The sequence below is a fragment of the Massilia sp. LC238 genome, from assembly GCF_000735635.1.
Taxonomy (GTDB): Bacteria; Pseudomonadota; Gammaproteobacteria; order Burkholderiales; family Burkholderiaceae_D; genus Telluria; species Telluria varians.
Window position 1 is genome coordinate 61,948 of sequence record NZ_JNNN01000075.1, and the last position, 17,339, is coordinate 79,286.

General features: G+C 61.3%; 14 protein-coding genes. 9 read left to right on the forward strand and 5 right to left on the reverse strand.

Annotation, left to right across the window (positions count from 1 at the left end):
• Positions 1-185 precede the first annotated feature (185 nt).
• Positions 186-1,280: a chorismate synthase gene (aroC, locus tag FG94_RS20675; RefSeq protein WP_036215626.1), complete on the forward strand. Its 1,095-nt coding sequence runs from the start codon at positions 186-188 to the stop codon at positions 1,278-1,280.
• Between the two features lie 39 nt (positions 1,281-1,319).
• Here the strand turns inward: aroC and FG94_RS20680 are convergent, their stop codons facing one another.
• Together FG94_RS20680 and FG94_RS20685 are read right to left on the reverse strand one after the other, a co-directional pair.
• Positions 1,320-2,813: an HDOD domain-containing protein gene (locus tag FG94_RS20680; RefSeq protein WP_036215629.1), complete on the reverse strand. Its 1,494-nt coding sequence runs from the start codon at positions 2,811-2,813 to the stop codon at positions 1,320-1,322.
• Positions 2,810-4,543, reverse strand: coding sequence for a bifunctional diguanylate cyclase/phosphodiesterase (locus FG94_RS20685; RefSeq protein WP_036215631.1), 1,734 nt, complete (start codon positions 4,541-4,543; stop codon positions 2,810-2,812). Before FG94_RS20685 ends, FG94_RS20680 begins: the two co-directional genes overlap by 4 nt.
• Positions 4,544-4,885: 342 nt before the next feature.
• Here FG94_RS20685 and FG94_RS20690 point away from each other — a divergent pair, with 342 nt between their 5' ends.
• From FG94_RS20690 to FG94_RS20705, 4 genes are all read left to right on the forward strand, one after another.
• Positions 4,886-6,598, forward strand: a complete 1,713-nt coding sequence (locus FG94_RS20690; protein ID WP_036215632.1) for an isovaleryl-CoA dehydrogenase — start codon at positions 4,886-4,888, stop codon at positions 6,596-6,598.
• A 125-nt stretch (positions 6,599-6,723) separates the two neighbouring features.
• Entirely contained in the window at positions 6,724-7,374 is a 651-nt protein-coding gene (gene upp, locus FG94_RS20695) for a uracil phosphoribosyltransferase (protein WP_027867535.1), read from the forward strand.
• Between the two features lie 25 nt (positions 7,375-7,399).
• Positions 7,400-7,747 (forward strand): Hpt domain-containing protein, encoded by a 348-nt coding sequence (locus FG94_RS20700; protein WP_036215633.1) that lies wholly within the window; start codon positions 7,400-7,402, stop codon positions 7,745-7,747.
• Positions 7,748-8,115: 368 nt separating this feature from the next.
• Entirely contained in the window at positions 8,116-8,319 is a 204-nt protein-coding gene (locus tag FG94_RS20705) for a cold-shock protein (RefSeq protein WP_036215636.1), read from the forward strand.
• Between the two features lie 94 nt (positions 8,320-8,413).
• On the opposite strand, the gene FG94_RS20710 is transcribed toward FG94_RS20705, so the two are convergent.
• Entirely contained in the window at positions 8,414-9,316 is a 903-nt protein-coding gene (locus FG94_RS20710; protein ID WP_036215639.1) for a LysR family transcriptional regulator, read from the reverse strand.
• Positions 9,317-9,471: 155 nt separating this feature from the next.
• Here FG94_RS20710 and aceB point away from each other — a divergent pair, with 155 nt between their 5' ends.
• On the forward strand, positions 9,472-11,061 hold the full coding sequence (gene aceB, locus FG94_RS20715) for a malate synthase A (RefSeq protein WP_036215641.1): 1,590 nt from the start codon (positions 9,472-9,474) through the stop codon (positions 11,059-11,061).
• Between the two features lie 40 nt (positions 11,062-11,101).
• On the opposite strand, the gene gloB is transcribed toward aceB, so the two are convergent.
• Positions 11,102-11,902, reverse strand: coding sequence for a hydroxyacylglutathione hydrolase (gene gloB, locus FG94_RS20720; RefSeq protein ID WP_036215644.1), 801 nt, complete (start codon positions 11,900-11,902; stop codon positions 11,102-11,104).
• 27 nt (positions 11,903-11,929) lie between these two features.
• Between gloB and FG94_RS20725 the strand changes: the two genes are divergently transcribed.
• The 3 genes from FG94_RS20725 to FG94_RS26800 all read left to right on the forward strand — a co-directional run bounded on the left by FG94_RS20725 (position 11,930) and on the right by FG94_RS26800 (position 16,110).
• A complete protein-coding gene (locus FG94_RS20725) occupies positions 11,930-12,703 on the forward strand; it encodes a class I SAM-dependent methyltransferase (protein ID WP_036215646.1) in 774 nt (257 codons plus the stop codon).
• Positions 12,700-13,155, forward strand: a complete 456-nt coding sequence (gene rnhA, locus FG94_RS20730) for a ribonuclease HI (RefSeq protein WP_036215649.1) — start codon at positions 12,700-12,702, stop codon at positions 13,153-13,155. Before FG94_RS20725 ends, rnhA begins: the two co-directional genes overlap by 4 nt.
• A 567-nt stretch (positions 13,156-13,722) precedes the next feature.
• Positions 13,723-16,110 carry a DUF4238 domain-containing protein gene (locus FG94_RS26800; protein ID WP_081926109.1) on the forward strand — a complete coding sequence of 796 codons (2,388 nt, stop codon included), beginning with the start codon at positions 13,723-13,725 and terminating at the stop codon, positions 16,108-16,110.
• 27 nt (positions 16,111-16,137) lie between these two features.
• Here the strand turns inward: FG94_RS26800 and FG94_RS27440 are convergent, their stop codons facing one another.
• Complete coding sequence (locus tag FG94_RS27440) at positions 16,138-16,818, reverse strand: hypothetical protein (RefSeq protein WP_152571071.1); 681 nt, start codon at positions 16,816-16,818, stop codon at positions 16,138-16,140.
• Positions 16,819-17,339 lie beyond the last annotated feature (521 nt).

A 17,339-nucleotide genomic window follows, 5' to 3' on the forward strand; every position in this document is an offset into this window, starting at 1 on the left:
TATATATGCAATTGCCAATTTGGAAGCCTTGGAAGGGGCTTAGCCGATAAATATGTATCCATATGGCAACTATCCTCGTGCCTAAGGAAGAGGACGGCGGCACAAATCGGACCCGAGGGGGCTTCTGACTTGCTGTCGCCATGCTGGTAGAATGACAAACCCACCATTTTGAAAACAGACCCACCATGTCCGGCAACTCTTTCGGCAAGCTGTTCTCCGTAACCACTTTTGGCGAGTCGCACGGCCCGGCCATCGGCTGCGTCATCGACGGCTGCCCGCCCGGCATGGCGCTTTCCGAAGCCGACATCCAGCCCGAGCTCGACCGCCGCAAGCCCGGCACCTCGCGCCACGTGACCCAGCGCCAGGAAGCCGACCGGGTGCAGATCCTGTCGGGCGTGTACCAGGGCGTGACGACCGGCACGCCGATCGCCCTCCTGATTCCCAACGAAGACCAGCGCAGCAAGGACTACGGCAACATCACCGAGACTTTCCGTCCGGGCCATGCCGACTACACCTACTGGCACAAGTACGGCGTGCGCGACCCGCGCGGCGGCGGCCGCTCGTCGGCCCGCCTCACGGCGCCGATCGTCGGCGCCGGCGCGGTGGCCAAGAAATGGCTGCGCGAGCGGTACGGCACCGAATTCTTCGGCTGCATGACCCAGCTGGGCGACATCGCAGTGCCGTTCCAATCGTTCGAACACGTGCATGCGAATCCCTTCTTCGCCGCGACCGCAGACGCCGATCTCCTGGCGCGCATGGAAGCGGCGATGGACGAGCTGCGCCGCGCCGGCGACTCGATCGGCGCGCGCATCGACGTGGTGGCGCGCGGCGTGCCTGTCGGCTGGGGCCAGCCAATCTACGACAAGCTCGACGCCGACATCGCCTATGCCATGATGGGGATTAACGCGGTCAAGGGCGTGGAGATCGGCGCCGGCTTCGCCTCGGTGGCGCAGAAGGGTTCGGAGCATGGCGACGAACTCACGCCCGAGGGTTTTGTGGGCAACAATGCGGGTGGGGTGCTGGGCGGCATCTCGACCGGCCAGGACATCACGGTCTCGATCGCGATCAAGCCGACCTCGTCGATCCGCACGCCGCGCCGCTCGATCGACAAGGACGGCAATCCGGTCATGGTCGAGACCTTCGGCCGCCACGACCCCTGCGTGGGCATCCGCGCGACGCCGATCGCCGAGGCGATGCTGGCGCTGGTGCTGATCGACCATGCGCTGATGCACCGGGCGCAGTGCGGAGATGTGAAAGTAGGAACGCCGAAACTCGGCTAAGACGTGGTGACGGGCGCCGCCGGGCCCGCGGCGCGGCGCTTACACCCGCGTCGCCACTGCCTCCACCTGGTGGCGCCGCTCCACCGTGCGCACCACCAGCCCGCGCAGGTCGTTCAGCAGCGAGAACTCGGTCTGGCTCAGCACCACTTGCGGGAAGCTGTCGTCCCATTCGCCGTAGATGAAGCCGGCCGGCTGCCCGTGGGTGCACAGCGGGATCACGACGAAGCAGCGCGCCTCGCTCAGCGTGCCTTTCCACCAGCCCGGCAGCTTGGCGGCGAACTTGGGGTCCTGGGCATTCTCGATGAAGATCACGCGGTCGCTTCCCAGCGCCGCATGGAACACGTTCGGCTCGTAGGCGTCGTCGAACACCAGGTTGGCTAGCTGTGCCTTGCTGCCTTCGCCCAGGCCGAGGCGGGCGCAATAGCGGCCCTCGCGGCGGTTGCGCAAGAAGGCGAACGAGCGGGTGAAGGACAGGCCCTTGTGGATGGTCTCCAGGGCCATCGACATCATCTGGCCCGGCGTCGCGCCGCTGCCTGCGTCGCGCATGTCGGCCACGCCGCTCATCAATATCTTGTTGCCGGCCATGCGCTTGCGGGTCGCGGCCACCAGCTTGGCGCGCTTCTCGGCCGGCTTGGCCAGCGGGGCGATGCTCAGGTCCGAGGCGGCGGTCGTGCGCGCCTTGTCGATCGCGTCCAGCAGCCCGGTCGCTTCCACGCCCAGCATCGGGGCGAAGCTCTCGGCCAGCGCCGTCACGCGGCTCGCCGCCGCATCGTCGTCGTGCCACAGGGCCTCGGCGGCCTGGGTCGACATGGTGCCGAGCGCCGCCAGCCAGTCGTCATGGCCGAACTCCGCGCCGCGCTCGCCCGGTTCGACGCGGCGCATGCCGGCCACCAGGTTGCGCGGCAGGCCCCAGTGCTCGGCGGTGGCGCGGCCGATCTCTTCCAGCGACAGGCCGAGCACGGATTCGGCCGCCAGGTCCTCGCGTCCGGCGCCGCCCGCTTCGCGCAGCTGGGCCCAGCGTTCCGGCATGTAGAAGGTGACCATCATGCGGCCCAGCGAATGCAGGATCGAGCACACCACCGCTTCCTCGGGGTCGCGCGAGACCGCGCTGGCCGCCACCTGCTGGGCCACCATGCCGGCCAGCACCGCCTTTTCCATCTCGATGTGGGCGGTCTCGGTGTCCGGCGTCGACTTCGCCAGTTCCTCGATCAGTTTCAGGCCCAGCGCCAGGTGGCCGATGGCCTCGGTGCCGAGCACCAGCACGGCTTTCGAGACCGTGTTGATGCGCTGGCCGAAGGCCGAGTACATGCCGCTGTTGGCCAGGCGCAGCACCTTCTGGGTCAGGACCGGATCCGACAGCACCGTCTGGGTCATCGAGAACTCGCGCTCGTCCTCGCCACGCATGGAGGCGAGGATGGCGTTGATGGCCTTGGTGAAGCCCGGCATGTCGCCCTGCCGGCGGATGCGTTCCCACAGCAGGGACAGGGTGGCTGCGGCACGGGGCGAGCGCGGGGTGTCGGAAAGAAGGGTCATGGTCGGATCGCCCGGAAGTCGTGCGGCAGTAATTCGGTGTAAAGATTTTCTTTCAGCGCGGTCAGGGCCACGTGGGCCGGCATCGGTTTGCCGGTCAGGTAGCCCTGCACGTACTGGCAGCCCAGAGCGTCCAGCCAGCCCAGCTGCGCTTCGGTCTCGACCCCTTCGGCCACCACCGACAGGTCGAGGTGCTTGGCCAGGTCGAGCACGGCGTTGCAGATCGCGGCGTCCTTCTCGGCGCCCGGCAGGTCCTTCACGAAGGCGCGGTCGACCTTCAGCACCGAGATCGGGAAGCGCTTCAGGTAGGCCAGGCTCGAATAGCCGGTGCCGAAGTCGTCGATGGCGATGCGGGCGCCGCGCTCGGCCATCTTGACCAGCACCGATTCGGCGTGGACCGGGTCGACCATCAGCGTGCCTTCGGTGATCTCGAGCACCAGCTTGCTGCCCGGCGTGCCGGACAGGGCCAGCGCATCGTCCAGCACGGTGAGGAACTTGTCGCTCCTGAACTGGCGCGGGCTGATGTTCACCGAGATGTAGAGCTCGCGGCCAGCCGCTTCCTCGAACTGGCGGATCTGCATGCAGGCCGCCTTCAGCGCCCAGGCGCCGAGCAGGTTGATCAGGCCGTTGGCCTCGGCGATCGGGATGAAGCGGCCCGGGGGCACCATGCCCAGGGTCGGGTGCTTCCAGCGCATCAGGGTCTCGAAGCCTTCGATGGTGCGGTTGCGGGTATCGACGATCGGCTGGTAGTAGAGCTGGAACTCGCCCTCGCGCACGGCGTTGAACATGGCGGCCTCGAGCGAGATGTCGTGCTCGGGCGGGCCCTGGTCGCGCGGACTGTAGGTGACGGTGCGCGCCTTGCCGGTCTCCTTGGCGCGCGACATGGCGGTGTCGGCCAGGGTCACGAGCTGCACTTCGTCTTCGGCGTGCTCCGGATACACCGACACGCCGATCGAGCCGGCCAGGTAGATGGTGTGGCCGTCGATCTCGAAGGGCGACTGCAGCGCCGCCATCAGGCGCCCCGTGACCAGCTTGATCTGCGCCTCGTTGCTCGACCCCGGCAGCACCGCGACGAATTCGTCCCCGCCGACCCGCGCCAGGGTGTCGCTGTCGCGCAGCGTGCGGCGCAGGCGCCCGGCGGCCATGCGCAGCACCGCGTCGCCGACCGCGTGCCCGAGGCCGTCGTTGACCTTCTTGAAGCCGTCCAGGCCGATGGTGGCGACCGCGAAGCCCTGGCCGGAGCGGCGCGCATTGGCGATCACCATGCGGATACGGTCCGACAGCAGCACCCGGTTCGGCAGCTCGGTGAGCGAATCGTGGGTCGCCATGTGGCGCAGGCGTTCCTCGGTGGCGTGCTGGGCCGACATGTCGCGGCCGACCACGAGCAGCGGAGCATCGTCGCCAGAGGTGATCAGTGCGATGCGCAGTTCGAACCAGATGTCGCGTTCGTTGCAGCGAAAGCGCGCCTCGACCAGCGCCGGGTCGCCGCTGGCGGCGGCATGGGCGAGGGCATTCTTCAGCGCCTGCTGGTCGACGTCATGGACCAGCGAGACCAGGGGCCGGCCGCCCGTTTCCACGCCGGTCAGGGTCAGCGCCCGGCGACTGGCGGCGCGCACCTGGCCGCCGAGGGTCACGCGCAGCACGATGTCGCCGGCCGCTTCGAGCAGGCTGTCAAGCAGCGACGGCGGCTGCTTGCGCGGCTCGAATTTTGCGGCGGTGGAACTGGTGTGCATTCTTGAATGTCTGCCTTGTTGTTGCTCGCACGCGCTGACCGGCCACGTGTAAATCATGCAAGTCTACCAAACCCAGTGTGACTGTAGCATCGAAAGATTCCGAAAGGCATTAAAAATCACAAGTGCCGGTCTGGTTTTGTTCGTGCTTGCGCTGCCGCAGCGGCTTGCCTTCGCAAGCCCTTTACGTTAGCGTTATTGCTGTCGAAGCAAGTTATACATACTATTATTGTCGCCGATTATTGCTCTGCAGCAAATTACTCGACGATTGTTGCCTGTGAGTTGATGCTGAGTTGCAACACTTGGTCGCGGCCCAGTTCTCTTTAACGGAAGAATGAGCGAAAAATGAAGCCCTTCGACAGTTCCTTCGATACCCATGAGGTGCTGAACCAGGCCACGCCCTTCGCGGACGTGAACCTGTTTCGCTGCGACCCGGCGCTGCGCGAGGCGGTCGAACGCGAGGGAGCGGGCTGGGCCGGCGCGGCGCTGGACGCCCTGGGCGCCGAGCTCGGCCGTGCCGAGATCCTCGACCTGGCGCGCCTGGCCAATGCCCACGGGCCGCGCCTGGTGAGCCATGACCGCATGGGCAACCGCATCGACGAAATCGAGTTCCATCCGGCCTGGCATCGCTTGATGTCGCTGCTGATCGGGGCCGGCGCCCATTCGGCACCCTGGCTCGACCCGCGCCCGGGCGCCCAGGTGGCGCGCGCCGCCCAGTATCTGCTGTTCGGCCAGGTGGAGAACGGCGCCCAGTGCCCGGTGACGATGACCTTCGCCTCGGTGCCGGCGCTGCGCCGCGTGCCGGCCCTGGCGGCCACCTGGCTGCCGAAGATCCTGTCGAACGACTACGACCCGCGCTCGCTGCCGGTCGCGCACAAGCGCGGCGCGCTGGTGGGCATGGGCATGACCGAGAAGCAGGGAGGCAGCGACGTGCGCGCCAACACCACCCGTGCCGAGCCGATCCTGCCGGGCGAGGCGAGCGCGCGCTTCGGCGCCGAAGGCGAGGGCGCCTGGCGCATCGTCGGCCACAAATGGTTCTTCTCGGTGCCGCAGTCCGACGCCCACCTGATCCTGGCGCAGACCGATGAGGCGGGCAGCGCGGCCGGAATGCCGGACCACCTGAGCTGCTTCTTCGTGCCGCGCTACCTGCCGGACGGCAGCCGCAACCCGATCCGCGTGCAGCGCCTGAAGGACAAGCTGGGCAACCGTTCGAACGCTTCCTCGGAAGTGGAATTCCAAGGCGCGGTCGGGTGGATGGTCGGCGCGCCGGGGCGCGGCATCCCCACCATCCTCGAGATGGGCGGCTATACCCGGCTCGATTGCGTGCTCGGCAGCGCCGGCATCATGCGCGCGGCGCTGTGCCATGCGCTGCACCACGCGCGCGGGCGCAGGGTCTTCGGGCGCGTCCTCAGCGAGCAGCCCCTGATGCAGAACGTGCTGGCCGACCTGGCGCTCGAATCCGAAGCCGCCACCGCCTTTGCCCTGCGCCTGGCGCGCTGCTTCGACCAGGCCGACGATCCGGCGCAAGCCCTGCTCGGGCGCATCCTGACCCCGGCCGGCAAGTACTGGATCTGCAAGCGCGGCCCGGCCTTCGGCGCCGAGGCGATGGAGGTCATGGGCGGCAACGGCTACGTCGAGGACGGTCCCCTGGCGCGCATTTACCGCGAACTTCCGGTCAACTCGATCTGGGAAGGCTCGGGCAACGTGATGTGCCTCGACGTGCTGCGCGCGCTCGGCAAGTCGCTGCCGGAGGCGCGCGCGGCGCTGGCCGCCGAGCTGGAGCCGGCACGGGGGCTGGACGGGCGCTTCGATGCCTATGCCGCCCGCCTGCTCGACGAGCTGCCGGCCCAGGCCGCGATCGAATCCGGCGCGCGGCGCCTGGCCGAGCGCCTGGTGCTGGCGGTGCAGGGCGCGCTGCTGCTGCGCCATGCGCCGGGCTACGTGGCGGATGTCTTCGTGGCCTCGCGCATCGCTTCCGAGCCGGGCGGCGCCTTCGGGCGGCTGCCGGCATCCAGCGACTGCGGCGCGATCCTGGCGCGGGCGCTGGCGACGGGGTAAACAGGGCGAGAAAACGCAGCGCTGTACGGTTTCTTGTCGAAATGTGCAGAAAAAAGGGACAAACAGGCGCGTGGCTGGGATAATGCCGGTCCAAGAGCCTCACACCAACACGTTCGATATCGACCATGAAACAAGATCCGCGCTTTCCCAACCTCTTCATCCTGAACCACCCGCTCATCCAGCACAAGCTGTCGCACATGCGCGAGCACGATACGTCCACGCGCACCTTCCGCGAACTGCTGCGCGAGCTCACGCTCTTGATGGGGTACGAGATCACGCGCGACCTGCCGCTGACCACCCGCACCGTGCAGACCCCGCTGGTGACGATCGAGGCGCCGGTCATCGCCGGCAAGAAGCTGGCGATCGTGCCGATCCTGCGCGCCGGCATCGGCATGAGCGACGGCCTGCTGGAGCTGGTGCCCTCGGCGCGCGTCGGCCATATCGGCGTGTTCCGCGACCCGGACACCCACGAGCCGGTCGAGTACCTGGTGCGCCTGCCGGACACCAACGAGCGTACCTTCATCCTGTGCGACCCGATGATCGCGACCGGCAATTCGGCGGTCCATGCCGTCGACGTGCTGAAGAAGCGCGGCGTGCCGAGCGAGCAGATCCTGTTCCTGGCCCTGGTGGCCGCACCGGAAGGGATCGAGGTGTTCCAGAAGTCGCACCCGGACGTGAAGGTCTACGTCGCCTCGCTCGATTCGCACCTGAACGAGGACGCCTACATCGTGCCGGGCCTGGGCGACGCCGGCGACCGCATCTTCGGCACCAAGTAAGCACGGCACCGGGAGGAGAGCGGGCATGCACGCGGCGGACCAGCAGTTCTTCTCGCGCCTGGCGACGGCGAACGCCGGCTTTGCCAGCCGGCTCCCCGCGACCCTCGAGCGCATCGGGCAATTGGGCGCCGGGCTCGATCCGGCGCAACCGGCGGCCGCCGCCGCCGAGCTGCAGGCCATGCTGCATACCATGGCCGGCTCCGCCGTCACCTTCGGCTACCGCGGCCTCGGCCAGCATGCGCGCCTGCTGGAGCAGCGCCTGCGCGTGCTGACCGCCTTCGAAGCCGTCGCCGCCAGCGACTGGGCCGCCTGGGTCGGTGAACTGCTGCAGTTCGTGGACGCAGCGCGCCGTGATCCGCACGGCCTGGCCTGATCCCTTCGCGCCCCACGCGCTCGCGCCGGCGCTAGCCGGTTTGCGGCTTCCTCGTAATGCCTAATCGCAATGAATCATCGCAGAATCGTTTGATGCCGTGCAAATTTGCGGCCACTCGATGGCCTATATTTTCCCTACTGCCGAATCGAAAACAGGCCCATAAAAGTTGAAAATGAGAATTTTTATGGGAATTGTTGCGGATATCCGCTTTTTTACAGCGTAAAATGGGTGTTCCGCCGTTTTTATTCGGTATAATGCGGGATCGTTGGGTTGTAGGTAGTAGTGCAGTCTGTCTGTCATTCCTTTCTTGCTTCTTCAAACGATCTTAAACGGGCGCAAGCCCAACTTAACTGAAATAGGAAATTGTAATGGCAACTGGCATCGTTAAATGGTTCAATGATTCGAAGGGTTTCGGCTTCATCACCCCTGATGAAGGCGGCGAAGATCTGTTCGCACACTTCTCGGCAATCCAGAGCACCGGCTTCAAATCGCTGCAAGAGAACCAGCGCGTTTCGTTCGACGTGACCACTGGCCCGAAGGGCAAGCAGGCCGCGAACATCCAGCCGCTGTAATCGCTCTCCAGCGATAGCAAAAAATCCCCGGATCGCCGGGGATTTTTTTTTGCCTGTTCAGCTCAGGGTGCTACCCGTAGCGCATGACTGGCCCTCATATCCGCCAATACTCCGGCTGAGAATAGCTGCGACGCAAGAAGTCGACGAAAGCGCGTATGCGTAAAGGCAAGTGCTGCCGCTGAGCGAATACCGCATAAATGTCATTACCGGGCGCGGCGAATTCGTCCAGCACGGTGCACAGTTCGCCCGCTGCGATCTGCGCGCCCACTTCCCACATCGAACGCCAGGCCAGCCCCTTGCCTGCCAGGGCCCAGGCGTGCAGGACCGCGCCGTCGTTGCACTCCATGTTGCCGCCCACCTTGAGGGTGACCGGCTTGCCCTTGTCGAGGAAGGTCCAGCCGCGCTGGCTGCCTTCGCTGCTGATCGCCAGGCAGTTGTGTTTCGCCAGGTCGGCCAGCACCCGCGGGCGCCCGTGGCGCTTCAGGTAGGCCGGCGCGCCGACCACCACGCGGTGGTTGTCGGCCAGCTTGGTGCCGACCAGGTTCGAGTCGGTCAGGCTGGCAATGCGGATCGCCACGTCGACGCCTTCGCCGACCACGTCCACCAGGCGGTCGGTGAGGTTGAGGTTGACCGTCAGCTCGCGGTGCTCGGCCAGGAAGGAGGGCAGCAGGGTCGCCACGTGCTGGCGCCCGAATCCGGCCGGCGCCGACACCAGCAAATGGCCGGTGGCGCGGGCGCTGCGTTCGGCGGCGGCGGATTCGGCTTCCTCGAGTTCGACGAGGATGCGCTGGCAGTCCTCCAGGAAGGCCGCGCCTTCGTCGGTCAGCGCCAGGCGGCGCGTGGTGCGCTGCAGGAGCTTGACGCCGAGGCGCGCCTCGAGAGCATCGAGGCGGCGGCCGATCATGGCCGGCGCGATGCCTTCGGCGCGCGCGGCCGCCGACAGGCTGCCGCGTGCCACCACTTCCACGAAGGTGGAGATCTGCCTGAACTTGTCCATTGCCCTCCCGATTTGATACAAAAACGCACAGATGTAGTGAGAAAATGTATCGTTTAGCTATCTGTAAGTGAATATACTTGATGCTATGACAAACGCCAAGACGCCCTGCATGGGGTGCAGGCGCGCACCCGTTTCCCACTTACAGGAGTTGAGCAATGACGATCGCCACCCCAGACGGCATGCAGATTACCGCCGAGATCAAGCCTGGTTACGAACAGATCCTGACGATTGAGGCCCTCGAGCTGGTCGCGACGCTGTCGCGCGCCTTCGAGCCGCGCCGCCAGCAGTTGCTGGCTGCGCGCGCCGAACGCGCCCGCCGCCTCGACGCGGGCGAACGTCCCGACTTCCTGCCCGACACCGCGCACATCCGCGAAGGCGACTGGAAGATCGCGCCGATCCCGCCGGCCCTCGCATGCCGCCGCGTGGAGATCACCGGCCCGGTCGAGCGCAAGATGGTCATCAACGCGCTCAATTCCGGCGCGGACAGCTACATGACCGATTTCGAGGATTCGAACACGCCGAACTGGGACAACCAGATCACCGGCCAGCTGAACATGCGCGACGCCGTGCGCCGCACCATCTCGCTCGAGCAGAACGGCAAGACCTACCAGCTGAACGACAAGGTGGCCACCCTGGTGGTGCGCCCGCGCGGCTGGCACCTGGACGAGAAGCACGTGCTGGTCGACGGCAAGCGGGTCTCGGGCGGAATCTTCGACTTTGCCCTGTTCATGTTCCATAACGCGAAGGAACAGCTGGCGCGCGGCGCCGGCCCGTACTTCTACCTGCCGAAGATGGAATCGCACCACGAGGCACGGTTGTGGAACGACATCTTCATCATGACCCAGGAAGCGCTCGGCCTGCCGCGCGGCACCATCAAGGCGACTGTGCTGATCGAGACCATCCTGGCGGCCTTCGAGATGGACGAGATCCTGTACGAGCTGCGCGAGCACAGCGCCGGCCTGAACGCCGGCCGCTGGGACTACATCTTCTCGTGCATCAAGAAGTTCAAGCTGGACAAGGACTTCTGCCTGGCCGACCGCGCCAAGGTGACGATGACGGCGCCCTTCATGCGCGCCTATGCGCTGCTGCTCCTGAAGACCTGCCACAAGCGCGGTGCGCCGGCGATCGGCGGCATGTCGGCGCTGATCCCGATCAAGAACGACCCGGCGAAGAACGAGGTCGCCATGGGCGGCGTGCGCAGCGACAAGGCACGCGATGCCACCGACGGCTATGACGGCGGCTGGGTGGCCCACCCGGGCCTGGTGGACCTGGCGATGAGCGAGTTCGTGAAGGTGCTGGGCGACAAGCCCAACCAGATCGAGAAGCAGCGTCCCGACGTCAAGGTGACGGCGGCCGAACTGCTCGACTTCAAGCCGGAAACGCCGATCACGGAAGAGGGCCTGCGCTACAACATCAACGTCGGCATCCACTATCTCGGCGCCTGGCTGGCCGGCAACGGCTGCGTGCCGATCCATAACCTGATGGAAGACGCCGCAACGGCCGAGATCAGCCGCTCGCAGGTGTGGCAGTGGATCCGTACCCCCAAGGGTGTGCTCGAGGATGGCCGCAAGGTGACGGCCGAGATGGTGCGCGCGATGATTCCGGAAGAGCTGGCCAAGGTGAAGGCGGTGGCGCCAAACGGCGACAATCCGAGCTATGCGCGCGCCGCCGAGATCTTCGAGCAGATGTCGACCTCGGATACGTTTGCCGAGTTCCTGACCCTGCCGCTGTACGAAGAAATCTGATGTCCCTACGATGGCCGGCGCGGCCGGCCATCGTGATCGTTCAAAACACGTTCTTCCACTCGCGCAGCGCCGCGAAGGCCTCCACCGGCGCCGCGCCTTCCTTCAGCCTGCCGGCTTGCACCAGGCTCTTCACGATCCCTGCTTCCGTGTAGCGCAGGAAGGGATTGGTCCCGCGTTCCAGTCCGATGGTCGACGGCACCGTCGGCAAGCGCGTCCCACGCCGCTCGCTTGCGTCCTTCATGCGCAGGGCGAGTCCCTGGTTGTCCGGTTCGACCGCCTGCGCGAAGCGCAGGTTCGACACCGTGTATTCGTGCGCGCAATAGACCAGCGTATCGTCCGGCAGCGCGGCCAGCTTGGCGAGCGAGTCCGCCATCTGCGCCGGCGTCCCTTCGAACAGCCGGCCGCAGCCGCCGGCAAACAGGGTATCGCCGCAGAACAGCCAGTGCGCGCCAGGCGTGCGCCGCACATAGGCGATGTGGCCCAGCGTATGGCCCGGCACCTCGAGCACCTCGAGTTCCAGGTCGAGCCCCGGCACCTTGATGCGCTCGCCTTCGCCCAGCGCCTGGGTAATGCCCTCGATGCCGTCATTGCGTGGTCCGAATACCGGAACACTGCCCTGCGCCAACAGGGCAGGCACGCCACCGATATGGTCAGCATGGTGATGGGTGAGTAAAATGGCGGAAAGGGTAAGATGGTGTTCGGCCAGCGTTTCCTGGATGGGGCCGGCATCGCCCGGGTCGACCACTGCTGCATGGACGCCGTCATGGATCACCCACAGGTAATTGTCGTTAAAGGCGGGAACGGTAAGGACTGCAAGGTCCTGGCGTGCTTGACTCGTCATGGTAAATGTGGAGGCTGAAAGGGTGGCATGGACAGCGCGGCATCGGAAAAATCCATTATAGCGCTCGACCACTGGCTGCAATCGCCGGCGGGCGCCTACGTGCGCGCCTTCGAGCAGGCCTGCCTCGACGAGCTCACGGTCGACATCTTCGGCTTCAATGCGCTGCAGATCGGCGTGCCCCAGCTCGACGCGCTGGCGGCCAGCCGCATGCCCAACAAGTGGCAGGCCGCGATCCGCACCTCGACTGCCGACGAACTCGCCTTTGCGGCCGGCGGCCAGCAGATCGCGGTGGCGCTCGACTTCGAAGAGCTACCCTTCGCCTCGCACAGCATCGACCTGGTGGTGCTGCCGCACGTGCTCGAGTTTGCCGCCGAGCCGCACCAGGTGCTGCGCGAAGTCGAGCGCGTGCTGATCCCGGACGGGCAGCTGATCATCTGCGGCTTCAACCCGGCCAGCCTGTGGGGCATGCGCCAGGGCGTGGGCAAGGTCACGCGCAGCGGCTACCTGCCGGCCTCCGGCGAGTTCATCTCTATGCCGCGCCTGAAGGACTGGTTAAAATTGCTGAATCTCGGCGCCACGCGTAGTCACTTCGGCTGCTACGCGCCGCCGTGCCGGACAGCCCATTGGCTGAGCCGGTTCTCGATGATGGAGTCGGCCGGCCGGCGCTGGTGGCCCTACCTGGGCGCCGTGTACGTGGTCCACGCCATCAAGCGGGTCAAGGGCATGCACATCATCGGACCTGCATGGAACAAGAAAACGAGCAAGCGGCCGGCAGCAGTGCCGGCGGCGAATAGAGAATGAGCGAAGCAAACAACGATACCAAGGTCGAGATTTATACCGACGGCGCCTGCAAGGGCAATCCAGGCACCGGCGGCTGGGGCGCGCTGCTGGTCTCCAATGGCCACGAAAAGGAAATCTTCGGCGGCGAGCCGAACACCACCAACAACCGCATGGAGCTGCGCGCCGTGATCGAGGCGCTCGGCGTGCTGAACCGCCCGTGCCAGGTCGTGCTGCACACCGACAGCCAGTACGTGCAGAAGGGGATTTCGGAATGGATCCACGGCTGGAAGGCGCGCGGCTGGAAGACCTCGACCAAGGAACCGGTGAAGAACGACGACCTGTGGAAGGCGCTCGACCTGGCGCAGCAGCAGCATGCGGTCGAATGGCGCTGGGTGCGCGGCCATAACGGCCATCCGGGCAACGAGCGCGCGGACGTGCTGGCCAACCGCGGCGCGGCCTCGGTGCGTCGCTAATTCGCGTCAGGCGCGCCATCGGGGCCTTCGGCCGGGGCCGCGTTTTGCTATACTGCAATCCGCTTCAACTCACACCCCACGCCCATGCGCCAGATTTTCTACTTCTATATAGTAGACGTGAGTGTAAACGGCGCGTGAGTGAGTGAGTTCAGCTATGGAGACGTGCTTCGTCTCAGGACGGTCACCCGCAAGAACTCGCTAGAAGTGTAAACTAAGCACTGGATTTGGTCTTATCTGTTTACACTTTCCTATTGGCAGAGGAAGACGCTCTTAGAACTCACCAAGAATTTCCTGGCAGCGGCTACCAGGTGACACGACCGACCTAGCCCGAATTGGGCGGCGCTCGGAAATGGTCCGCACATTGACGTCGATCGATTCTCCGCCGATCAGAAATATGCATTCAAATTTCGCAACGCAAATAGCAAGCGTGCAGATGTGCGTCAGCGACTTTTCGTACTTTGGGATGCAAGCCTGAACTTAGAATGGTATCCCACGCATTCCAGCAAGCCAAAATTCCCAGCTTCGTCCATCATTCAGCTAATCCCATTTAAGAGATTTGAGCAAGCAATGAGCCAGACAAGAAATAACCATTTTGTACCGCAATGGCATCAGAACGGATTCGCTGATGAGTACGAAAATATGTTACGGCATCTGAAGCATCGTGAGGTAAAGCTAAAAGATGGTTCGACAAAAATTGTTCACGCAAAAAATTGGTTTACCTCAGCACAATGTTTCTACGCGAGAGACCTGTATTCGACTTTTTTCGGCACCGAAGTCAACGATGATATCGAGAAAAAATTATTTGGTCCAATAGATGATAACGGCTCTGCTTCTATCAAAGCCTTTTTAACTGATGATCAGGTGCAGTGGCACAATAGTTTTCAAAATCTTTTTATCTATCTAGACGCACAAAAATTACGGACGCCTAAAGGGTTAGATTGGGTCAAATCAAAGTATCCTGATCTGAGTCAAGCTCAGCTAATGGCTGAGATGCAAGCACTGAGAACGCTACATCTTACGTTATGGGCAGAAGGCGTCAGGGAACTAGTATCAGCTGATGAGTCGGAAGTCAAATTCATTCTTTCTGACCATCCCGTCACTATCTATAACTATGCGTGCCCGCCGAGTTCTGATTTCTGTTCGTACCCGAACGATCCTGACATTGCACTAAAAGGGTCTCAGACTATATTTCCTTTGGATAAAAACCGGTGTCTGATACTGACTAACTTGGAGTACGCAAGAGACCCAAACGGTGTAGAACCGGTCGAGCCACGTACAAACGCTACAAAAATACGGCAGTCAATGGTAAATACCATTAACTTTATCAATAAGCGGAAGTTGGCGGCAGATGAAGTAAATAAGATAAATTATATTATTAAAGCGAGAGCCAAAGAGGCTATTGCAGCAGGTAAGGAAGGCTGGCTTCATCCGGAAGATAGTTTGAACTGCGATTGGGCCGAGTTGCGTCACGTGCTTCTGCCGCCATCAGAAGAGCTATATCACTTTGGTGGTGAAATGATCGCTAGCTTTGAAGGTGGCCGAACTCATTATCAAGATTCGTTTGGTCGTACACAGCCACAGAACAAATTCTTGAAGAAACATACTGACGAAGGTAAGCTCGGCAGAAACGAAATATGCGGGTGTGGAAGCGGTCGTAAATATAAGAATTGTTGCATCGACTTATCTAAAGAATTGAGGACCAGTTGGATTGAGTTAAGTGTACGTGAACGAAATCTGGCATTTTGTCGCGCGATTAAGGGTATCTTGGGTCTCGATGCTGGGAAGACTTGGGTAGACGTTAGACGCGAAATTACTGACGAACAGATCTCAAGGATTTATAGATTTTATTCTGACTTATGGCCTCGAGATACGGATATCTACTCATTGTTGCCGAAGTCAGATGGCAGGTTCAGAGCTTTGTACACTGGGATTCTTGATGTGCGGATTATTGGGGAGCATGCGTTACCGATGGCGTCGTTGTTTGATGAGTTTCTAATCGAAAGCCCTATCGTTAATCCCAACAATGTTAAGCCTGAATTTAGCCCGATCGAGCAGCCTGCTCAGTATAAGTATCAGGCACTAAAAGACATCCTATTGATGTTGGAGTTGGAGCCGTATATTGACTGCGGTCTTATCAACCTAATTCCGGACCCGACCATTTTCGATCTAAGCTTGATGGAGGCCATGTTAGCGATGGCTAGATCTCGAAAAGGGGAGCAGAAGAGTGTGCGTGACCTTGAAGTTCATAGAAAATTGGCTATCGAAGATTATCTGAACTGTACCCATATGCTTCCTAGGGACGCCAAAATCCGCTCCCTCGTTAGGGACTTTAATGCAGTGGAGGAAGTGGCCAATCGTCTGATTGACACCATGCATGCAACCGCCGAAGCTTCCCCATTGACAATGCTCCAACCAATTCAACCGGGGGTTGGGGGGCAGTTCATGCAATTTTGCATGGCACCGAATTATGAAATGTCGTTGTTTGTAGCTCAGGTAACGGGCTCGGTCATCGTTACCGACAGCGAAAGTAGATGGATTGAACTCCAGTCTGCGCAGCACAGACAAATGGGCTTAGTGTCCTATCTGTTAAACGACGTTTACAGACAAATAAATCTGATGCCACTGGATTACGACTTGATTGATTCCTATAAGAAAACTCAGTTACACTTTGCTGACACGAGGGCTGTGCTAAAGGATGCCGACAATCTGCTATTAAAGGGCAAGCACGGCGTGGGTGAATTGGAAAAGTTGAGTAGGAGGGTAGCTCAGTTGAATGTTCGTCTTCGAGAAATCGATTTGGATGAAGCGAGCGTATTTGTAAATCGCGCTTGCAGGGTTATCGCACCCGAGGGCGGTATTTACGATAGCAAAGTTCAACGGCTATTGGCTCGTTCCGGTTGTTTAAAATATGACAGTAGAGTAAGAGCAATCTATTATGTTGAATCGATTATGTGATCAAATGAGAGGTACCGGTTGGGCCACTCACTGAGAGGAAGTCCGTCCTTTGGTCATTTTCAATCGTGAAGGCATGGGTAAGTTAGCCCCCCTGCTCAGCGAGCAGTTGTGCGGCGATCTGTCAAGGTCCTTCGACTCGTAGAAGGCCCGGCCACGAGCTGGGCTCATACACTTTTTGTTGACGGCTTGCCCGACGAAGGTGGAGTAAGGTAGACTATCTAAAGTTATCTCAGGTTTAGCGAGTTCATTGACAATATCAGCCGCCGTAATTTCCGAAATCCTTCCAGGATGAGATTTAATAATCATGTCGATGATATTTTGCTTAGGCGCGTTGACTATTATTTTGACTTTTACTGCAATTGCGACTTTCTTCGATTCAGCCGCTGTGAGTGACCCTTCAACCACTCGTTCAACAATCATCGTGCATTCTCGGATCTTTTCTTCACTGGCCTGTATTCCAACAAATTCTCTGAGTTTAATAAGTGTATCTGAGGGGTATTGGCTTGATGTAGTATCTTCGATTTCTTGGTCATTTTTAGATATCCTTCGAACTGCTTCGAATTCTCTCTGACCTTGCTGTTCCAGCAAGATATATGGCTTTGAATTTTTCTGCAATTTTTCGAAATAGTTCCGTAAAAATGCTCCTATAATTGCTCCAGAAATGGAAGCCAGGACAAGCGCGCCACTACCGGTGACGTTCGGAAACATCGTCTGTATGATGATCAGTGCGAACGCCGCGCTACAAATCCAGAAGATGGAAAATGATAGCCGAGGAAACCTCGATTCAGTTTCTTTTTTATATTTAAGGCGAATCGACGTTTCTTCTTGCGTTAGGCGGCTCTCGGTTTCTTCTTTGATTCGCTGCTGTTTAATCCGATCGTCTCTCTCACTTAAGTTTTTCTGATATAGGGCTTCAGCTTTGGCTCTCTCAGCACGTTTGTAGGTTTCAATAATTACACCATTCCCTGCGATCTGCTTAATCGCAGCGGCTGCGTCCTCCGAAGTACAACGGAACCACTCCTTCGCTTCGCGTTTCGAAAACAGTAATCGGTGGGTTTTTTGCTCTACCTGATATGGATCATCAACGAGTGCTTCATACTCAACGTAAGCGTCAAATCAGCACCGTCTAGACACTGAACGGCGCCGGTCGCAAAGTAGCCCCCACTAAATTTTGGTGGGGACTATCTTGGAAAGCGAAGTTGAACACAGCAGGCGTCGGCGTAGCACGA

Coding starts and splice junctions, on each gene's coding strand:
- aroC (WP_036215626.1), top strand. CDS start 186: ATGTCCGGCAACTCTTTCGGCAAGCTGTTCTCCGTAACCACTTTTGGC.
- FG94_RS20680 (WP_036215629.1), bottom strand. CDS start 2,813: ATGACCCTTCTTTCCGACACCCCGCGCTCGCCCCGTGCCGCAGCCACC.
- FG94_RS20685 (WP_036215631.1), bottom strand. CDS start 4,543: ATGCACACCAGTTCCACCGCCGCAAAATTCGAGCCGCGCAAGCAGCCG.
- FG94_RS20690 (WP_036215632.1), top strand. CDS start 4,886: ATGAAGCCCTTCGACAGTTCCTTCGATACCCATGAGGTGCTGAACCAG.
- upp (WP_027867535.1), top strand. CDS start 6,724: ATGAAACAAGATCCGCGCTTTCCCAACCTCTTCATCCTGAACCACCCG.
- FG94_RS20700 (WP_036215633.1), top strand. CDS start 7,400: ATGCACGCGGCGGACCAGCAGTTCTTCTCGCGCCTGGCGACGGCGAAC.
- FG94_RS20705 (WP_036215636.1), top strand. CDS start 8,116: ATGGCAACTGGCATCGTTAAATGGTTCAATGATTCGAAGGGTTTCGGC.
- FG94_RS20710 (WP_036215639.1), bottom strand. CDS start 9,316: ATGGACAAGTTCAGGCAGATCTCCACCTTCGTGGAAGTGGTGGCACGC.
- aceB (WP_036215641.1), top strand. CDS start 9,472: ATGACGATCGCCACCCCAGACGGCATGCAGATTACCGCCGAGATCAAG.
- gloB (WP_036215644.1), bottom strand. CDS start 11,902: ATGACGAGTCAAGCACGCCAGGACCTTGCAGTCCTTACCGTTCCCGCC.
- FG94_RS20725 (WP_036215646.1), top strand. CDS start 11,930: ATGGACAGCGCGGCATCGGAAAAATCCATTATAGCGCTCGACCACTGG.
- rnhA (WP_036215649.1), top strand. CDS start 12,700: ATGAGCGAAGCAAACAACGATACCAAGGTCGAGATTTATACCGACGGC.
- FG94_RS26800 (WP_081926109.1), top strand. CDS start 13,723: ATGAGCCAGACAAGAAATAACCATTTTGTACCGCAATGGCATCAGAAC.
- FG94_RS27440 (WP_152571071.1), bottom strand. CDS start 16,818: ATGTTTCCGAACGTCACCGGTAGTGGCGCGCTTGTCCTGGCTTCCATT.